This window comes from Nitrosopumilus ureiphilus, assembly GCF_013407185.1.
GTDB lineage: Archaea > Thermoproteota > Nitrososphaeria > Nitrososphaerales > Nitrosopumilaceae > Nitrosopumilus > Nitrosopumilus ureiphilus.
Window position 1 is genome coordinate 1,820,958 of sequence record NZ_CP026995.1, and the last position, 17,387, is coordinate 1,838,344.

Annotated in this window: 20 protein-coding genes; 10 read left to right on the plus strand and 10 right to left on the minus strand. The window is 33.9% G+C overall.

Annotated elements, in window-relative coordinates; translation table 11 throughout:
- Window positions 1–127 precede the first annotated feature (127 nt).
- The 4 genes from C5F50_RS10830 to C5F50_RS10845 all read left to right on the plus strand — a co-directional run bounded on the left by C5F50_RS10830 (window position 128) and on the right by C5F50_RS10845 (window position 2,927).
- The gene (locus C5F50_RS10830) at window positions 128–562 is read left to right on the plus strand and encodes a hypothetical protein (protein ID WP_179371341.1); all 435 of its coding nucleotides are present in this window, start codon (window positions 128–130) and stop codon (window positions 560–562) included.
- Between the two features lie 30 nt (window positions 563–592).
- On the plus strand, window positions 593–1,357 hold the full coding sequence (locus C5F50_RS10835; protein WP_179371342.1) for an alpha/beta fold hydrolase: 765 nt from the start codon (window positions 593–595) through the stop codon (window positions 1,355–1,357).
- A gap of 226 nt (window positions 1,358–1,583) precedes the next feature.
- Complete coding sequence (locus C5F50_RS10840; protein ID WP_179371343.1) at window positions 1,584–1,724, plus strand: hypothetical protein; 141 nt, start codon at window positions 1,584–1,586, stop codon at window positions 1,722–1,724.
- A 342-nt stretch (window positions 1,725–2,066) separates the two neighbouring features.
- The gene (locus tag C5F50_RS10845) at window positions 2,067–2,927 is read left to right on the plus strand and encodes a sulfite exporter TauE/SafE family protein (RefSeq protein WP_179371344.1); all 861 of its coding nucleotides are present in this window, start codon (window positions 2,067–2,069) and stop codon (window positions 2,925–2,927) included.
- Here C5F50_RS10845 and C5F50_RS10850 read toward each other — a convergent pair.
- The 4 genes from C5F50_RS10850 to C5F50_RS10865 form a co-directional block, all read right to left on the minus strand.
- Window positions 2,910–3,170, minus strand: a complete 261-nt coding sequence (locus C5F50_RS10850) for a hypothetical protein (RefSeq protein ID WP_179371345.1) — start codon at window positions 3,168–3,170, stop codon at window positions 2,910–2,912. The genes C5F50_RS10845 and C5F50_RS10850 overlap by 18 nt on opposite strands.
- Window positions 3,171–3,565: 395 nt before the next feature.
- The gene (locus tag C5F50_RS10855) at window positions 3,566–3,847 is read right to left on the minus strand and encodes a DUF427 domain-containing protein (RefSeq protein ID WP_179371346.1); all 282 of its coding nucleotides are present in this window, start codon (window positions 3,845–3,847) and stop codon (window positions 3,566–3,568) included.
- A 61-nt stretch (window positions 3,848–3,908) separates the two neighbouring features.
- The gene (locus C5F50_RS10860) at window positions 3,909–4,547 is read right to left on the minus strand and encodes an NAD(P)H-hydrate epimerase (protein ID WP_280924458.1); all 639 of its coding nucleotides are present in this window, start codon (window positions 4,545–4,547) and stop codon (window positions 3,909–3,911) included.
- A gap of 55 nt (window positions 4,548–4,602) precedes the next feature.
- Window positions 4,603–6,693, minus strand: a complete 2,091-nt coding sequence (locus C5F50_RS10865) for a cupredoxin domain-containing protein (RefSeq protein WP_179371348.1) — start codon at window positions 6,691–6,693, stop codon at window positions 4,603–4,605.
- A gap of 113 nt (window positions 6,694–6,806) precedes the next feature.
- On the opposite strand from C5F50_RS10865, the gene C5F50_RS10870 reads away from it, so the two are divergent.
- The 6 genes from C5F50_RS10870 to C5F50_RS10895 all read left to right on the plus strand — a co-directional run bounded on the left by C5F50_RS10870 (window position 6,807) and on the right by C5F50_RS10895 (window position 13,367).
- Window positions 6,807–8,132: a pyridoxal phosphate-dependent aminotransferase gene (locus tag C5F50_RS10870; protein WP_179371349.1), complete on the plus strand. Its 1,326-nt coding sequence runs from the start codon at window positions 6,807–6,809 to the stop codon at window positions 8,130–8,132.
- A 4-nt stretch (window positions 8,133–8,136) separates the two neighbouring features.
- Window positions 8,137–10,050 carry an NAD(P)/FAD-dependent oxidoreductase gene (locus tag C5F50_RS10875; protein WP_179371350.1) on the plus strand — a complete coding sequence of 638 codons (1,914 nt, stop codon included), beginning with the start codon at window positions 8,137–8,139 and terminating at the stop codon, window positions 10,048–10,050.
- Between the two features lie 44 nt (window positions 10,051–10,094).
- A complete protein-coding gene (locus C5F50_RS10880) occupies window positions 10,095–10,484 on the plus strand; it encodes an ArsR/SmtB family transcription factor (RefSeq protein ID WP_179371351.1) in 390 nt (129 codons plus the stop codon).
- 60 nt (window positions 10,485–10,544) lie between these two features.
- A complete protein-coding gene (locus tag C5F50_RS10885; protein ID WP_179371352.1) occupies window positions 10,545–10,979 on the plus strand; it encodes a DoxX family protein in 435 nt (144 codons plus the stop codon).
- A 98-nt stretch (window positions 10,980–11,077) separates the two neighbouring features.
- The gene (locus tag C5F50_RS10890; protein WP_179371353.1) at window positions 11,078–12,664 is read left to right on the plus strand and encodes a glutamate synthase-related protein; all 1,587 of its coding nucleotides are present in this window, start codon (window positions 11,078–11,080) and stop codon (window positions 12,662–12,664) included.
- Window positions 12,657–13,367 carry a hypothetical protein gene (locus C5F50_RS10895; RefSeq protein WP_179371354.1) on the plus strand — a complete coding sequence of 237 codons (711 nt, stop codon included), beginning with the start codon at window positions 12,657–12,659 and terminating at the stop codon, window positions 13,365–13,367. The genes C5F50_RS10890 and C5F50_RS10895 overlap by 8 nt, the downstream gene beginning before the upstream one ends.
- 399 nt (window positions 13,368–13,766) lie before the next feature.
- Here C5F50_RS10895 and C5F50_RS10900 read toward each other — a convergent pair whose 3' ends face one another.
- The 6 genes from C5F50_RS10900 to C5F50_RS10925 form a co-directional block, all read right to left on the minus strand.
- The gene (locus tag C5F50_RS10900) at window positions 13,767–14,078 is read right to left on the minus strand and encodes a hypothetical protein (protein WP_179371355.1); all 312 of its coding nucleotides are present in this window, start codon (window positions 14,076–14,078) and stop codon (window positions 13,767–13,769) included.
- A 368-nt stretch (window positions 14,079–14,446) separates the two neighbouring features.
- On the minus strand, window positions 14,447–14,857 hold the full coding sequence (locus C5F50_RS10905) for an SRPBCC family protein (RefSeq protein WP_179371356.1): 411 nt from the start codon (window positions 14,855–14,857) through the stop codon (window positions 14,447–14,449).
- On the minus strand, window positions 14,857–15,027 hold the full coding sequence (locus tag C5F50_RS10910) for a hypothetical protein (RefSeq protein ID WP_179371357.1): 171 nt from the start codon (window positions 15,025–15,027) through the stop codon (window positions 14,857–14,859). Before C5F50_RS10910 ends, C5F50_RS10905 begins: the two co-directional genes overlap by 1 nt.
- 90 nt (window positions 15,028–15,117) lie before the next feature.
- On the minus strand, window positions 15,118–16,080 hold the full coding sequence (locus tag C5F50_RS10915) for a DUF7482 domain-containing protein (RefSeq protein WP_179371358.1): 963 nt from the start codon (window positions 16,078–16,080) through the stop codon (window positions 15,118–15,120).
- Window positions 16,077–16,457 (minus strand): hypothetical protein, encoded by a 381-nt coding sequence (locus C5F50_RS10920; protein WP_218843332.1) that lies wholly within the window; start codon window positions 16,455–16,457, stop codon window positions 16,077–16,079. The genes C5F50_RS10915 and C5F50_RS10920 overlap by 4 nt, the downstream gene beginning before the upstream one ends.
- Window positions 16,458–16,577: 120 nt before the next feature.
- Window positions 16,578–17,264: a DsbA family protein gene (locus C5F50_RS10925; protein ID WP_179371359.1), complete on the minus strand. Its 687-nt coding sequence runs from the start codon at window positions 17,262–17,264 to the stop codon at window positions 16,578–16,580.
- Window positions 17,265–17,387: the final 123 nt, after the last annotated feature.

Sequence of the window (17,387 nt, forward strand, 5' to 3'; positions counted from 1 at the left end):
CATAATTGTATATAATTTAAAAATACTTTTGTAAAAAAGTATCCGATAAATCATTTATAAAATTGGTAGTTCTGTCATGTAATTAATTTGGAAAACTAGTTAAATCTCAGTAACACTGTTTTGTATTATGGAAAACAAAAATGAGAGCACCACACATGAAGAAAACAGGATTTCTATTTGCGATGTAATGAAAGATGGAACATCAGAGATAACTCAGAAACTAGAATCACAGGTGCCCACATTTGTTCAAAACTTTTCAGATTGGTATACTGAATATCTTCACATGTATGATGATCTTTTTGGAACATGTTATATGGCAGAAAAAGAATTTTTTGACAAGTTAAACTTAGATCAGAAAATGCTAAAAGAGTTAAAAAGGAATTTTGATATTTTGAAAAAAACTTATCTGGATGGTATAGACATGTCAACAAATTTTTTTAATGCATACACTAAGATTAGAATAGATGCAATAAAATCTTTTGATAATTATGTTCATGTCTTGATGGAGTCATATGCAAAAAACCTTTCACAATATAATGAGTACATAAAACAATTCAAGTAATTTTTGGGAATGACTGTTGAAAAATTTGTCATGGTGAATGATCAGAAAATAAGATATCTTGAAGGAGGTGATGGATTCACATTGATACTGATTCATGGTCTTGGGGCTTCAGCAGACAGATGGTTATCTGTGATTCCTTATTTAGAGAAAAATTTTCATTTGATAGTACCTGATCTAATTGGGTTTGGAGACAGCGATAAACCTAACGTAAATTATACCATGGAGTTTTTTGTACAATTTTTGCAGAATTTTGTAGATGCCATCAAAGTAGGACAATTTGACATTATTGGTTCTTCGTTTGGAGGTCAAATAGTTGCAGAATATTCTGTCATTCATGGTAATAACATAAAGAAGATGGTCTTGGTGTCTCCTTCAGGAATAAATCCTCGCCTTACTCCGTTTATGAAAAAGTACTCTATGGCTATGTTCTCCCCAAACAAACAAAGGATTAAGGAGGTTTTTCAAATGTTGAATGGTTCAAAAAATAATGTAGATTCGGCATTAGTTGAGGAATTCATCACTAGGATGCAACAACCAAAAGCAAAGATGGTAGCAACATCTATTCTCATTAATCTTAGAGATAGAGACATTTCAAAAAAACTATCTGAGATTAAGTGTCCTTCTCTTGTGGTTTGGGGCGACGATGATCCAGTTATTACACTTAGATATGCAAAAATTTTTGTTTCTTCGATTAAGAACTGTGATTTTGCTTTGATGAAAGGATGCGGTCATGTACCTTTTGTAGAAAAACCAAGGGAGTTTTCTGAAATCGTATCTAAATTTTTGAAAAGTTAATGCCTTTGGCAAATATTTTATTTTCTTTTCCTAAATGTTCTATGTAATTATGATGTCATCATCAAATACGATTTTTTGAACATTTTAGAACAATATTTTGAAATCCTTGCAGTAAACAAAGATATCATCGAACATTATTTTTAATTTCAGTTTATCATAATTAAATTAGGATCAAAATTGGGAAATTAGTTAAATGTAATTTCATCATACTATTAGTATGTTACTGATGAATCATAAGAATGATGATCTTGAATGTTTTTTTGAGGAAATGAATGAAGAATTTGAAACTCTTGAGAATGTGATTCAAAAGGCATTAGCAATAATCAACATCTATGAAAAAGAAATCGAATCAAGAATAGAAAGATAATTTAAAAAAATATCTCGTCGTCCAGTAATATATTTAGAAAATTTACTTGATTTTCATTTAATTGAATATGACATGAAATTGGGAAATTCAATAAATAGTAAATTAATCTTTTAATTTTATGAATTGTAGGGTCACCATAGTATTAGATAATAAAATCATGATGAAATTAAGAAAACTTCAAGCAGATAAAATTAGAAATTCTTCTAACAGTATCAGTTTCTCTAAAATTATTAACAATACATTAGAAATCGGTTTGAAACGTGTTGTGTAAGAAAATTGTTCATATCCATTTGGACTTAGAAAAAAATAGTGGTTAAAATGGATTTTACAATGTACTGGTTCATGTTACCTGTTTCAACATTAGTAGCTACTGGTGCAATGCTTGGAGGCATTGGGGGAGCTGCTATGTTCATGCCTATTTTCTTAATTGTTTTTCCATTATTGGGCCCAGAGTTTGCAATAGCAGGGCCAGTTGCAGCTATTGGTGTTGCATTACTTACTGAAGCATTTGGATTTTCTTCAGGTTTAATCGGGTATCTACGACGACATTTAATAGACTTTAAAATTGCAAAGTCACTCATCATCATTGCAGTGCCTTCAGCAATTGTAGGCTCTTTTCTTTCTCAGTATGCAGACCCTGACATGTTAAAAATCATGTATGGTGCTTTAATGCTGATTCTAACTTATATCATGTTAAGAAGGCCATCAACTAAAGAAAAAGAGAAAATTACAAAAGATACCCTAGCAGGCAAATTTGAACATATTGGTCATGAAAGAACCATAACAGATAACGAAGCCAATTCTTTCAAATATCATCTATGTCATCCTGGAAAAGGTAAGGCATTTACAGGAATTGGCGGATTCATTACAGGATTAATGTCAGTTGGGATAGGTGAGATAGTCACGCCTCAACTAGTAAAACAATGTAAAATGCCAGTATCTGTTGCCGCCGCTACATCTGTTTTTGTGATTATACTTACTGTTGCTGCAGCTTCTGGAACTCACATATACTCATTGATTTCTGAAGGAGGAGTAGATGCAGTTCCTTGGCATCTTGTCTTGTATACAGTTCCAGGAGTAATAATTGGAGGACAAATTGGAAGTAGATTACAGGGAAAATTCTCAGCTGAAAAAATGGAAAAAGTGTTTGCAGGGTTATTTGGAGTAATTGGTATTGCAATGATTTCAATAGTATTCTTGTGAACTACCACTTACTAAAGCATCGTGGTTTCCTGCTTCATCGATCCTCAAAGTTGCTTTCGCAGACGTTTGTGGTTGTGGCTCTTGCATCATTTGGTCGGGGATTGTCTTTTCAGACTCAGGCGTTTGTATTTTGATGATTCCCACAGTTCCTGTGGTATCATACGTCATTGGTTTTCTTACACGCATATTGTATTTGAATATTTGATTGTGTTTTGCTTTGAGTTGTGGTGTGTTCGCTCTCATCCCAACCCTAAAGGGTTTTGGGTTTTCCCGCACACATTCCATAAAATTCAAAAAAAATATGTATCAAGATCCATGCCTAAATCCGTTGTCACAATTAACTTTTTACGCATGAGTGCTTGATTCATATCAAAAAAATAATTTTGAATAAAGAAATATTTAAAGAAAACTTGGGAAATTTGTTAAATTCTTAAAGTAAAATAACATGTATTGACATTTAATTCAAAAATAAATATTACGTCTAATGGAAAAATTCTGCATCTGAACAAATATGATCATCAATTAGTTGAATGTCCCATATGTAATCAGGAAATACAGCCATATTGGGAATCACGATATAATGGAATTAGAGCCAAATGTGATGAATGTGGGGTTAACTGGGCAGAATCATGATGAATTTATTTAATTATCTGAACGTCTTGCCAGAATGCAACACGGTTTTTGATCTTTTTTGCTAAAAATGATGGCTTTGGGTAATACCATGCACAATTTTTATTTGGTTCACCATTTACGTTTACAGAAAAATAATTGGCCTTGCCCTTCCAGATGCACAGTGATGTCGACTTGCTTTCTTCAAAGTATTCTTTATTTAATGAATCCATTGGAAAATAGACATTTCCTTCTAGTGTGATAACATCATCACTTTCAGCCAATACAACATCATTCCAAACTGCTTTCATGAGTTAAGAAATTAAATATTAAAATAAAAAATTTATCCCAAATTATATCAAGAAATTAAATTCAGTTATCTATTTCAATTGGAATTCCTATGTTAGCAACAATGAACTTAAGAGTTTTAGGCCTCATCATCCATTTTTTTGGTTTATGCAAAACAACAAGATAATTTGGTTTTACTGCAATGTTGTATATTTTTCCAGAGTCTGCATTAATTCCAGATGGTACATCATTGGAGATCACATATGCATTTGAATCATTGATTGCAGAAATGATTGAATAATGCGGATCAATAACATCACGATTAATTCCAATACCAAAAATTCCATCTATTATCAATTCAGAATTTTGAATTTCAGATAAAACTTTCTTTAAATTTTTAGAACTGTAAATAATCTGGATTTTAGGATTCTTTCTAATTAGAGATAAATGGAGTTTACTTGGGGTGCTAAGGGAGTTTTTTGTGCCTAAAATGACTAATTTTAGAGAAATTCCATATATGGAAAGATGACGAGAGGCAGCAATTACTCCCCCTCCATTATTTCCATTTCCTGCAACAACTAGAATTTTTTTGATTTTGTATTTCTTGATTTTTTTTAGCATTTCATTGCAAATTTCCCTCCCTGCATTTTCCATCATCAATTCAATTGGCATTCCATATGTGACTGCATTTTGATCGATTTTCTTCATTTGTTTAACTGACACATAACGAATATACAATTTATTCAAAGTATTTTTTTTTAAAAATAAAAATCATAGTCTAAAATTGACTAGCCCAACCAAGTTGAACTAATTTTTCAACAGAATTTGAATGTATACAAGCAGCTGAACCGTCTGAAATTTTCATTACAAGTTCAAAGGTTTGACGACATTGGACATCTACAGGATCAACACCATGTTTCATTTGTGCATATGGAGACATCTTTAACAAAGCCGCATCAGATGTAGTACTTTGTTTATGATCAGGTTCTGTTAACTGAACAGGTTTTATGGTTGGTGGTAAAACATCAATATCATAAAACATTGTATGCTCAAAGACTTCAAATGGTGGAGGGAAATTAGCAGTCATCTCAGGTGCAGGAGATGTATGGTACACTAGATGAATTTGTGCAGTGTTGTGATTTACTGCAGAGTTTTCAGGAGACATTGGAGAATACGGGGTTGTTCCATCACTTTGGAATATTTTACCAGATTCAACATCTCTTGCACCTTCTGTAAGCATCATGTGTGTTTCAAAAGTTCCTTCAGATACACCGTTCTTGAATACTTCAGCTGGTCCCCAAGACGCCAGATATACAAATAGTGTTGGCTCTATTGTTGGACCAGCACCAGTTGTTCCGTGTTCAAAGTGATTAATTGCAACAGGATCTAAATCTAATTTGGTTTGAGTGACACCATCAATTGTTTCGCCAATATACATTTCATTACCACCACCAAATTTAGTCTGTACAAGTTTCATATCATTTCCATCTTCATCAACCCATTCAGATAATATACTCCCAGTGTTAGTTACAGGATCCAAGTCAATCTCTACTTGGCCGCTTGTTTTCTTGTGACCACTTCCGTCATAACTGAATGCATCATGACCACCTTTTGGAGTGACGCCATCTACAACATAGGTATTAGTTCCAATAACATGTGTTACTGGCACAAATGGGTCTAATTCGTAAAACATCAAGTGGTTAAAAGTTTCAAATGGTGGAGGGAAATTAGCAGTAATCTCAGGTGCAGGAGCGGTATGATATACCAAGTGTAATTGTGCAGTGTTACGGTTAACTAGAGAGTTATCAGGCATCATTGGAGAGTATGGAGTGGTACCGTCACTTTGTACGATTTTTCCAGTTTCAGTATTTCTTGCACCGTCAGTTACCATCATGTGACCTTCAAATTCTCCTTGAGACACACCGTTTTTAGTAATCTCAGCTGGTCCCCAAGACGCCAGATATACAAATAGTGTTGGCTCTATTGTTGGACCAGCACCAGTTGTTCCGTGTTCAAAGTGATTAATTGCAACAGGATCTAAATCTAATTTGGTTTGAGTGACACCATCAATTGTTTCGCCAATATACATTTCATTACCTCCAGCAAACTTTGTTTGTTTGTAAGTCCAATTGTTTCCTTCAGGGTCAGTCCATTCAGCAGTAATGCGTCCTGTGTTAGTAATAGGATCTAAATCAACTTGAACATTTCCAGTGATCTTTTTGTGACCTGAACCATCATAACTGAATGCATCATGACCACCTTTTGGAGTAGTACCATCAATGATGTATGCAGTGTTTCCAACTGAATTTATTTTTGTTAATGGTAATTCACCACCAGTAATTGACGTGTCACCAGATGCATTTGCACTAAATTCCAAGTCTGCAGAATCAGCAGATGTCTCAGTAGTACTTGTGGATGTGGCTTTAGCAGTTACTTTATCGCCAACAATCAAAGTTCCCATCATATCTGGGTGAACTGCACAATAATAGTAAAAAATGCCATTGTCATTTAGTATAATAGGTTCTGAAACACCATCAATTCCTACAATTCCAGTATCAAAGATTCCATTTACCATAGAACTTGCATCTGCAGGGGATGCATCGGGTGAAGCATCAGTACTAGTCGCAGTATGGATTTCAGGTCCAGAATTTATGAACACAACAGAAGCACCTTCAGGAATTTCAGCTATTTCAGGAGAGTAAGATCCTGGTTGAGAGTAAGGTAAAATAGTAATTTCACAAACTACACTTCCAGTAGCATCAGAGCAATATTCTGGTAGTTCTGCTGCATGTACTGAATTAGTTGGAATAAACATTGCAAGAAGCATTAAAGACATAGCAGTAATAGTAATCAACATAATTTTTTTCATATTGGTACAAGTCTAGAAAAAATGTATTTAAGCAGATTCCCAAATTGATTCCAAATGATTTGGTACATTTGGGAGAAGCCTTTTAACATTTTATCCAATCATTTCCATGGGACATGATTAATGAAATTCAAATTGAAAGTCAAGTAGATGAAGTAGTAATGCCTGATAATCTTAAAGTTGGATTGATGGTTACAGAACAACGAAAAAAATGTGCTTCTGGTGGTTGTTTTGAAGAATTCTACGGACTTGGATTTGGTCAATCCCCTTTTCATGTCCTGCCTGTTTTAGCAAAAGCATTGTCAGAATCTACAGAAAAGGGACACTATTCAGATGCAGAAGGAATTTTAGAACTAAGAGAAACAATTTCGGATTTTAACAAAAGACATTTCAAACTAGATGTTGAGCCATCAAGAATAGTTGTTGGTCCAGGAACTAAAGACATCATCAATACATTATTTGGAATCATTAAGGGTGATGTGATATTGCCGTCTCCTTCTTGGATTGGTTATCGCCCACAAATTCATTTGTTAAACAAGCATTTTCATACATTTTTCTTAAAACCAGAACATGATTACAAAATTAATCCTGAAGAGTTTGAGGAATTTTTATCAAAATTACATGAGGAACAGCACACTCTAGTTCTAAACAACCCCCATAATCCCACAGGTTCCCTATACACAAAGAAGGAACTTGAAAATCTTGCAGATGTTTGTAGAAAACACAATGTTTTGGTTCTAGCTGATGAGATTTATGCACTAGATACATATGATTTTTCTGAGTTTACAAGCATGGGAATAGTGTATCCAGAAGGCACATTTGTGACAAATGGGTTATCAAAGGATCGTTCAGCAGGAGGATACAGACTAGGTTCATGTATCCTACCTACAACATCATCTGAAAAGTTAGCTTCAGATTACAAGAAAGTAGCAGCTACCGTATACACTAATGTCTCCACTCCTACTCAATATGCTGCAATCAAGGCCTATGAATCTAATTCAGAAATTGATCAATACATCTCCATAACTCGAGACATTCACAGAATCATGGGAACATATCTCTCAGAAGAATGGGGTAAAGTTGAAGGAGTAACTACAACAAAACCACAGGGGGCATTTTACTTTTTTGCAAATTTTAATCAACTTGCAGAGGATCTTAAAAGAAAAAACGTAATGACTTCTAATCAACTTGGAGAATCACTGATATCATGTCCATTTCATATTGCAGTAGTCACAGGTGACGCATGTATGCTAGAACCAGATAACTATGGTGCAAGAATTGCTTTTGTAGATTATGATGGCAAAAAAACATTTGATGATTACAAAAACAAAAAGCCACAAAATACCTCAGATGAACAAGAGTTTGTTCTACGTAATGCTCCTTTGATGGTTCGTTCAGTTAATTCATTAAAAGAATGGGTCAAATACATTAAAACTAATTAAAAAAATGGACACACGTCACATACAGCCAATTGTAAATTTTTCATTAAGAAAAGAAGTGTTTTTTGTTGCAGTTGGATCCATTGTTGGAGCATTTACAATGCATCTACCAATAATATTTTCGGATTTGTTTGGCAGTTCATCCTATCAGATATGGTTGTTGACTGCAGCTAGGATAGTAAATTCTTCACAGCCTGAAATTGGTTTGGCATTGCATTTTTTTGTTGCAACAATAATTGGCATTGTTACTGGAATATTTCTACACAAAGTATTACGGTTTAATATTTCTCGAATTCCCAAGGGATTGACATATGGGGTAATTTCCGGCACAGTAGTTTTTGTAGTGTTTGCAATTCCAGTATCTCAGATATTTTTAGGTCCAAATACAATTGAAATACTATCTGAAATAAATCCAGAGGTGAGTCCTCTGCAAATCACTCAAGAAGTCAAAGAGAATTTTCAAAATCAGATGATTAATTCATTATTCATGCATTTAGTCTGGGGTGTCACTTTAGGCATAATAAGCTCAGTATTGACAAGGAAAATTGGTGCAAATTATCTATGTCATGTTTGTAACGTTGAATTTTCAAATATTAAGACGTATGAACACCACACAAAAAATGTTCATGAAAATCCATCTCCCAAAATGAAAAAAATTTTGATTTTAGGCGGAGGGTATGCAGGAGTTGGAGTTTTGAACAAGATTCAGAAATCATTTGAAAATAATGTAGATGTAAGCATAGAACTTGTTAGCGAATCAAATTTTTTCTTACATACTCCAATGCTGCCAGAAATGGCCACAGGAACTATAGAACCAAGACATATTGCAACACCAATAAGAAGATTCTGTAAGAGGGCACAATTTCATCAATCCAAAGTTGTAGATATTCAACTAGATTCAAAACAAGTTACCATACAACGAATGACTGATAAATCTCAAAGAGTTCTATCCTATGATTATTTGGTTTTAGCAATGGGTGGCAAGACAAACTTTTTTGGAAATATTAATATTGAAAAAAATTCATTGACAATAAAAAGTTTAGATGATGCAATAAAGATCAGAAATCACATAATTAGTATGCTAGAAGATGCAGATCAAGAAACAAATCTAGATCTACAAAAAAAGATAATGACATTTGTTGTTGTGGGAGGAGGTTTTTCAGGAGTAGAAACAGTTGGAGAGATAAATGATTTTGTTAGAGAATCAGCCAAAAAATTTTATCGAAATATTCATCAAGATAATATCAAAATAATTTTAGTAGCTGCAGGAGACAAGATATTGCCAGAAATTGGAAACTTGGGAGAATATTCCAGGCAGGCATTGGAAAAAGATGGAGTTACAATTTACACAAACACAAAACTTGAAGATATTTCAAATGAAATAGCAATTTTGACTAACAAAAAAGAAATTTCAACTGCGACTGTAATATGGGCAGGAGGAAATACGGTAGAGTCCGTCATTGAAAAAATAAACACCAAGCACCATAAATCAGGAAGAGTGATTGTGAACAGACAACTCAAACTTGAAGATCATCTTGAAGTTTTTGCATTAGGGGATTGTGCGTTTTCAACAGATCCTCGCAGTGGAAATCCATATCCACCAACTGCTCAACATGCAATTAGACAGGCAAAAACAGTTGCCGAAAATCTTGAAAATAAAATCAATGGTGTAGGAATTCAGAATGATTTCATCTATGACACAAAAGGCTCAATGGCCAAAATTGGCAAAAAAGACGGGGTTGCACTGGTACTAGGGCATGAATTTAGGGGATTTATTGCATGGCTAATCTGGAAACAATACTATCTTTCTACTCTTCCAACAAATGAGAAGAAAATTCGTGTTGGTCTTGATTGGTTTATTGATTTATTTTTTCCAAGAGACATTACGAGATTATCAAGTATTTTTGATGAAAAAAAATAACCGATCAAAAATTAGTTTATATTCAAAATAAAGAATATTTTTTTATGCCTTTTGAGTCATTATGTAAAAATATAATCTTCAAAGATGTCCCAAGTTATGAAAACATCAAAGTAGATAAACAAATGAAAGAATTGTTCTCTACTGTTTTTACTGGAATGGGCGGCAGATATACCAGATTACGAATTATTTGTGCAATCACCGAAGATCCTATGAATGCCATGGAACTTTCAAAAAAATTGAGTCTAGATTACAAAACAATACAGCATAGCATTGAAGTATTAGAAAAAAATAATTTGATAGTACGAAAAGGCGAAGGATACGGAGATATGTTTTTTCCATCTGAATTATTATCTTCAAATTTGGCTACATTGTATGCAGTAATTAGAAAAGTAGAATCAAAACTAGATAGAGCAGAAAAAAAATACATTGATTAATTTTTAATCAAAATACAATTTGGGAATTTCATTAAATACAGTTTACAGATGTATTTTGTAATGTCAATAGTATTTGCAAAACCAGTTTCAGAAAATAAATCTGCAGCAAGTCTGCTTGTGATAAGAATAGGCATGTCTTTTGCATTTTTCTGGGCAGGTTATGATAAAGTGTCTGATCCCGCAGGATTTGGGATGATGATGCAAAACATGGCAGGCATCCAACCTGAAATGGCAATCAGTATGGCCATGATGATAGGAATTTTAGAAATAGTATCTGGTGCACTTGTTTTGTCGGGATTATTGACAAGGCCTGCAGCAATATTTCAAACAATTATCCTAATTGGTGCCATGATTATGTTTGGATTTGATTTTACCACTGGACCTGCAATCTGGAAAGACCCAACAATGTTGGGAGTTGCCATAGGCCTTACTATTTATGGCTCTGGCAAATTTGGAATTGATTCATTGATTTCAAGAAAACTAGGAAAAAAATAGAACACTTTCTTTTTTTAATTTTTTCAAAGAGAATTCTAAATGATAGAAATTGGGAATTTCAATAAATACCATCATTCTAATTTTTTAATAGAATACAAATGCCAGAATCAAATTTTGTTAAACTTTGCAATATTTTAGATATTTCAGAAAATAAAATGAAAGTTTTCAATATACACAACATTGAGTTTGTTGTTGTTAATCAAAACAATAAGTTCAATGCAGTGTATAACAAATGTCCCCATATGGGAGGCTCCCTGGGCGACGGTTCTGTGGATGGCTCTGGATATCTTACATGTCCATTACATAATTGGCAATTTGATTTGGAAACTGGAAAAGGACCTGAAGGATATGAGGATTCGGTTCCTACTTTTGAATTAAATGTCAGAGGTGATTCTATTTTTATTAATCAGGATCAATTGTTAGAACTTGGAAAAAACAAAGACTATCTGGTAAGATTTGATCACAATACAAAGCAACGATTTGAGAGAACACATGATAAAACAATGCCTGAAATGGATGACATTGCTGCTAAAGCAAAGTGGAAAGTAAAAGAGATTGCACCTATGGGCACTCTTAAACACGTTCCAATGTTTGACGATATTTTATTCAAAGCAGCTCAACTATTCAGAACTCCTCTTTTAGAAGAAGAGAATGTAAACCTGAAAACAATCATTGGAAAAACAGCAAAAATTCCACTTGAGATTTCAATGCCTGTTTATGTATCCCATATGTCATTTGGAGCACTATCAGAGGAGGCAAAAACGGCTCTTGCGAAGGGTTCCAAAAAAATGGATATTGCAACCTGTTCAGGAGAAGGTGGACGAAACCAAAGAGAATTTGATAATGCTGGAAAATACATCTATGAAATTAGCACTCCAAAATTTACTAGAAATGAAGAATGGATAAAATCCGCTGATGCAGTTGAAATAAAGATTGGTCAGGCTGCAAAACCAGGGTTGGGAGGTCACTTGCTTAAAGAAAAGATAACTCCTGAAATAGCAAAACTAAGAGGCATCCCAATGGATAAGGATCAAATTTCCCCTGCAAGAAATACTGAAATCAATAGCAAACAAGATCTCAAAGACTATGTGTCACAGCTCAAAGACATTACTGGCGGTAGGCCAATTGGAATAAAATTTGCAGCAGGACATGTAGAAGGAGATTTGGAATATGCACTGTATGCAGAACCTGATTTTATCACCATTGATGGAAGAGGAGGTGGAACGGGTGCTGCTCCTGTTTTTGTTAAAGACAATTTTGCAATGCCTGCAGTATATGCTGTTGCCAGAGCTAGAAAAGTTTTGGACAAACATCAAAACCAAGCATCCCTTGTCATGACAGGTGGATACAGAACATCAGGTGAGATTTGTAAAAGTATTGCAATGGGTGCAGATGCTGTAGCAATTGCCACATCTGCAATGATTGCAATTGGTTGTCAGCAATATAGAACATGTCATACTGGAAATTGTCCAGTCGGAATTGCAACACAAAAACAAAATTTGAGAGATAGATTCAGTATAGATGACTCGTTTGCAAGATTTGTAAACTACATATTCATTTTGAAAATGGAAATTGATGAAATAACTCGTGCAACAGGGAAAAATGATGTGCATTCTCTAGGATATGATGATTTGATTACAACTGATATGGATATCTCAACAGGAACGGGGATAGAACATGCCTAGTTCAGAGATTAAAATAAAAAATTTGCAAGAAATCTGCTTGGCAGTTGGCGAAATCAAACAACAACTAGTAGAGGAATTACCCCATTTTGGACATCACGGGTTGTTTGTACAAAATGATGAGATAACAACGGGATTAATGAACAATAAAAATGAGATCAAAATTAATCTTTTAACTGGACAATTACTATATTTTGAAAATGAGGTTGGATCATTCATTGACTTGAAAAAGGATAATGTTTTAGAAAAATTACAATCAATTTCATCTAGTAAAAATGTAAAGATCTCAGCTGAGTCTTTGAACAATGTAACTGAGCAAGAACTATCAAGTTATCATGATTTTGCAAAAAAAGCATCACAAATACTAGAATTATTTAGAATGAATCTGCGTGATAACTTTACTCTGATTCATTTATGGCCACATCATTTTGATTTTTCTTTAGAATGGTTTACAGGAAACAACGATGAACAGATTGGAACTGGTATTTCTCCAGTCGACGAGCAATACTCCAAACCATATCTATACATGAATCCTTGGCCTTTTGAAGAAAAAATTATCAAAGAATCACTCCCCATAGGAACGTGGCATACTGATGGATGGAAGGGGATCAAAGTGGAATGGGATGAACTGGTACAATTAACTCCAAAAGATGCTGCAGAAAAACTGACTGAATTATTTTTTATTGCTAGAAAATCATTTCATTAGATTTGTAAACATCTGGGGATTTTTTTAAATAGATTATAAAAAAACAAAATCATTGGCACAATCATGTAAAGGCATATGCACCAGATTAAAGTCTACTCACCATACTAGCTATGAACGATTGAGATATGGTTCTGGACAAAAATATTGTTCGCATTGTACATTGTTTTTCCATACTGAAGAATTTACATGTCCCTGCTGCAAGATTAGACTTCGTTCAAAACCTAAGAGTAAAAAATATGTCATGTAAGGAGTGTGCAATCACATTAAAGGAGAATGCGAATGTCTTTGTTGCTGTTTCACATCTAAAATTGGGTGCCCCACGTGTATTATTCCTGTATTAGCCCATAATAGAGGAATCAAGAAACTGATGTGAAGAAAAGATCATAAAAAATAATTACTTTAATAATCTATCTTGGTATCAGAGAAGAGTTTCAAGGTCTTGTCTATACTGATCCCTTTTGCCAACAATAAGATCAAAGTGTATTCAGGAGTCAAAGATTTTACTATCATGGTATTTCTTTTTAAAACATTAATTGTCATGGATAATCCTCCAAAATCATCATCAAACTCTACAATTTTAAATCGAAGTGATACTTTTCTTGCCATTTTTTCAAGTATTTTATAATCTGCTTCATTCTTGTGATGCTCTGCAATTTTATAGATGTGAGCGGAAAAACCCAAACCCTTTAGGGTTGGGATGAAAGCGAACACACCACAACTCAAAACAAAACACAATCAAATATTCAAGTACAATACATGTGTAATCAACTGCATGTTAGAGTTTAGGCAAATATGGTCGTATCATTGATATGAACATGTGCCATTTGTTACGTAAAGCCGAAAATGGATTGTGTTCAGACATACTACTGCGGGAACCGCAGGAATGCACGCCTGTGGAGATCAGAAACTCGGTCGTTGAAGCAGGAAGAAGCCAATTGACTTTAGTCATTGGTAAGTTCACGCTCCATCACACCTCCAATACTGTTAATTATTATCAAATACTCAATTTCAGGCATTGATTCAGATATGGAATTAATCAAGGATTTCTTTCAATCAAATGTACTAGACATTACACATCATTATTTTTCGTGAAATTGCTTCAATCCACTACAAATCATATTGAGAATTCCTTCAATCATCTTTACATTTTCTGGTGTTTGCTCTGATTGTGTACTGACTTGTAATTCTGAAGAACTATCATCTCCAAGAATTGAGAAATCTATCAGCAGACCTTTCATTGGTGGAGGTGCATTGTCAATTGCTATAGTGAGTGATTTTTGAGAATCATCCAGTTTTACCAAGGTTTCCATAAGCTGAAATGATTGATCACCCATCTGAACATCACAGGTTCTAGTGGTACCCAATCCAGTGCCTTTTACCTCAGATTTTGTGACTACTGGCATGTACTGTTCCGCTCCCTGAAGTGATTGTAAATGATTCCAAACATCATCAGATGATGCATTGATTGTTATTTTTTCTGAAATCAACATTAAGTTATGATTTCTAAAACAGTATTTGAAGATCTTCCCAAATTGTATCCAAATCCATCATTTAATTTTGAATTTGAAATGGATGGAATTAAGAAATCTATAAAGTGTTTTAATCCTTTACTCTTGAAAGATAAATCAAGAATTAATTGTTTTCCAACAGCAACATTCATCCAAAGTACAATTAGAACAATCTTCAGTAGAAATACTAATTTTGCATTCAGAAGGAAAACAGCCACAATAAGAACATTTTACTTGAAACATTATGGATTCACCACTTCTTTCTCCATCATTGCCATACTGCTTTGAGAATGCATCTTTAACATTACAACATAATTATCAACATCCACATTTGTTACCTCACTTTCTATTTCAGGCATGCTTTCAAACATTCTTTGTATCATAGAAGCTCTTTGTTCCATACCACCAGATTTCCATACGATCGTTGGAGCATTTACAACATTCTCAGTTTGTTGAATTGTTAATTCACCATTTGATTCAGCTTGTAAAATTTCTTCAACTGATGTCAAAAGTCTAGGAGTAGAATTGTCATTCCATGTGACTAGATGTGGCACTCTAAATTGACTATATTCTATTTGTTCTGGAATTGAATCAAAAACATCAATTTGATACATGAAAGGTCCACCACCATATGGTCCAGAACCAGAAATGCCATTAGTAAACACATAGACTCTAGATGTTTCTTCTGGTGAAATATTTTTCAAATTAGAAACATGTAATGTTGGAAAGTTTACCATCATAGACATCATAGATGCCATGTCTTTGTCAGATATTTCTGTATGAATAAAGTAAACCTTCTCTCCATTATAATATCCATCAATCATTGGAATTGTTATTTGTACATCAGGATTAAATGGCATTTCAGAACCTGTCATCATACCATTCATCATGTCTTGCCCTTGCATTTTTTGACTCATCATACTAGAATCCATCATGTTACTCATCATTTCCATCATTTGGCTATTTTGCATCATATCTTGCATAAACTGTTGATTTTTAACCATTTCATTTATCATTTGTTCTCGCAATCCAGGATCGTTCATCATTGTTCCCATCATTGTATCCATCCATTGTGTTGTTGTTTGTGGATCATTCATCATCATATTTCTTGGACTGTATGTTTGCTCTGCAATCACATAACCCCCCAAGAATCCTGCAAAAAGTAATCCTACACCAATACTAACAGTGATTATAGTTGATGTCATGCCATATTTTCCTTTAACACACAACTTTTTGTTAATTTATTATGAATGGAATAGTATGACCATAATAACAATCCAATTGAGCTTATCAAAAGTGGAATTTGGTATACTGAAAGAAAAGTAGACACAGCAACACTTGCAGTACCAAAGCTAGTCAAGAGTATAAATCCCAACGATGAACAACTAGCACATCCACCTGCCACCAGTCCAACAGATGAGCCCATAAAGGAGGATTTATTCATCTTTACTTTTGTGTTTTTTAGAACATAGACATTCATGCTTAGAACAATTCCCATTAATGCAGATATCATATTTGATAACACAAAAACAGGAATTGCATCTGAAGGAAGATAAAATACAAGAATAGGGGCAAAGAACAATAATTCACCCAAAACACTAAACACTATCCAAAATGAAACAAAAATTGCAGATGCTAGAAAAATATAGAATTTATTATTAAAAACCACTTTAAATGAAGACAGTATCATTTGTCATCACTTTTAGTTTAGACTCTCATCAAATATCTTTTGAAATGTTGCATATGGATATGCACCAGTTAGTGCTTGAGGTTTTGAACCATCATTTTTAAGAATTAAAAATGACGGAGTTCCTGTGAATTGGATTTGTTTTGCAAGATTTAGATCATTTTCCACTAATGATTGGTATTTGTTACTATCAAGACATGAATCAAAGCTTTGTTTGTCTAATCCCATGTTTAATGCAATTTGTTTTAGATTGACTTTGCTTACCCATCCAGAGTTTTCAGGACCTTGGTTGCCATACAATTCATCATGAAATTCCCAAAACATTCCTTGCTCGTTTGCACATTGAGATGCCATCGCAGCAGTTTTTGAATCTGGGCCAATGACAGAAAAGTGTTTAAAAGCCATACTCACTTGACCTGATTCTACATATGATGATTCAATTTGTGGGCTGGTATCTCTTGCAAATCGTCCACAGTTTGGACATTGAAAGTCTCCAAATTCAATCAGAGTAATAGGAGCAGACGGATCTCCTTTGAGAGGCGTGTCAGAAGTGACAAGATTTGAAAAGGATAATGGTGAAATTAAGGAACCGGTTCCTGAGTTTTCTATATTAGTATCTTCAGTAGTGAAACTTGTAGTAGACACTACTATAGCTGTTATGACTACAGATACAATCACTCCTACAATCAAAGGTTTTTTCATTAATTACAGCATTTCCATTAACCATTTACGTCTTTTTCCAATTTAGATTATTTTTCAATTTCCTGTTATTGGAAATTTTACAATTGTAAAAAATGTCTCAACATCCCATGTAATTCCAAGAAA

Bases quoted from the DNA above. Each gene is read 5' to 3' on its own strand.
- C5F50_RS10875 (WP_179371350.1), top strand. From the start codon at position 8,137: ATGGACACACGTCACATACAGCCAATTGTAAATTTTTCATTAAGAAAA.
- C5F50_RS10905 (WP_179371356.1), bottom strand. From the start codon at position 14,857: ATGTTGATTTCAGAAAAAATAACAATCAATGCATCATCTGATGATGTT.
- C5F50_RS10850 (WP_179371345.1), bottom strand. From the start codon at position 3,170: ATGAGAGCGAACACACCACAACTCAAAGCAAAACACAATCAAATATTC.
- C5F50_RS10895 (WP_179371354.1), top strand. From the start codon at position 12,657: ATGCCTAGTTCAGAGATTAAAATAAAAAATTTGCAAGAAATCTGCTTG.
- C5F50_RS10835 (WP_179371342.1), top strand. From the start codon at position 593: ATGGTGAATGATCAGAAAATAAGATATCTTGAAGGAGGTGATGGATTC.
- C5F50_RS10910 (WP_179371357.1), bottom strand. From the start codon at position 15,027: ATGAATGTTGCTGTTGGAAAACAATTAATTCTTGATTTATCTTTCAAG.
- C5F50_RS10885 (WP_179371352.1), top strand. From the start codon at position 10,545: ATGTCAATAGTATTTGCAAAACCAGTTTCAGAAAATAAATCTGCAGCA.
- C5F50_RS10880 (WP_179371351.1), top strand. From the start codon at position 10,095: ATGCCTTTTGAGTCATTATGTAAAAATATAATCTTCAAAGATGTCCCA.
- C5F50_RS10925 (WP_179371359.1), bottom strand. From the start codon at position 17,264: ATGAAAAAACCTTTGATTGTAGGAGTGATTGTATCTGTAGTCATAACA.
- C5F50_RS10830 (WP_179371341.1), top strand. From the start codon at position 128: ATGGAAAACAAAAATGAGAGCACCACACATGAAGAAAACAGGATTTCT.
- C5F50_RS10915 (WP_179371358.1), bottom strand. From the start codon at position 16,080: ATGACATCAACTATAATCACTGTTAGTATTGGTGTAGGATTACTTTTT.
- C5F50_RS10890 (WP_179371353.1), top strand. From the start codon at position 11,078: ATGCCAGAATCAAATTTTGTTAAACTTTGCAATATTTTAGATATTTCA.
- C5F50_RS10870 (WP_179371349.1), top strand. From the start codon at position 6,807: ATGATTAATGAAATTCAAATTGAAAGTCAAGTAGATGAAGTAGTAATG.
- C5F50_RS10840 (WP_179371343.1), top strand. From the start codon at position 1,584: ATGAATCATAAGAATGATGATCTTGAATGTTTTTTTGAGGAAATGAAT.
- C5F50_RS10845 (WP_179371344.1), top strand. From the start codon at position 2,067: ATGTTACCTGTTTCAACATTAGTAGCTACTGGTGCAATGCTTGGAGGC.
- C5F50_RS10865 (WP_179371348.1), bottom strand. From the start codon at position 6,693: ATGAAAAAAATTATGTTGATTACTATTACTGCTATGTCTTTAATGCTT.
- C5F50_RS10855 (WP_179371346.1), bottom strand. From the start codon at position 3,847: ATGAAAGCAGTTTGGAATGATGTTGTATTGGCTGAAAGTGATGATGTT.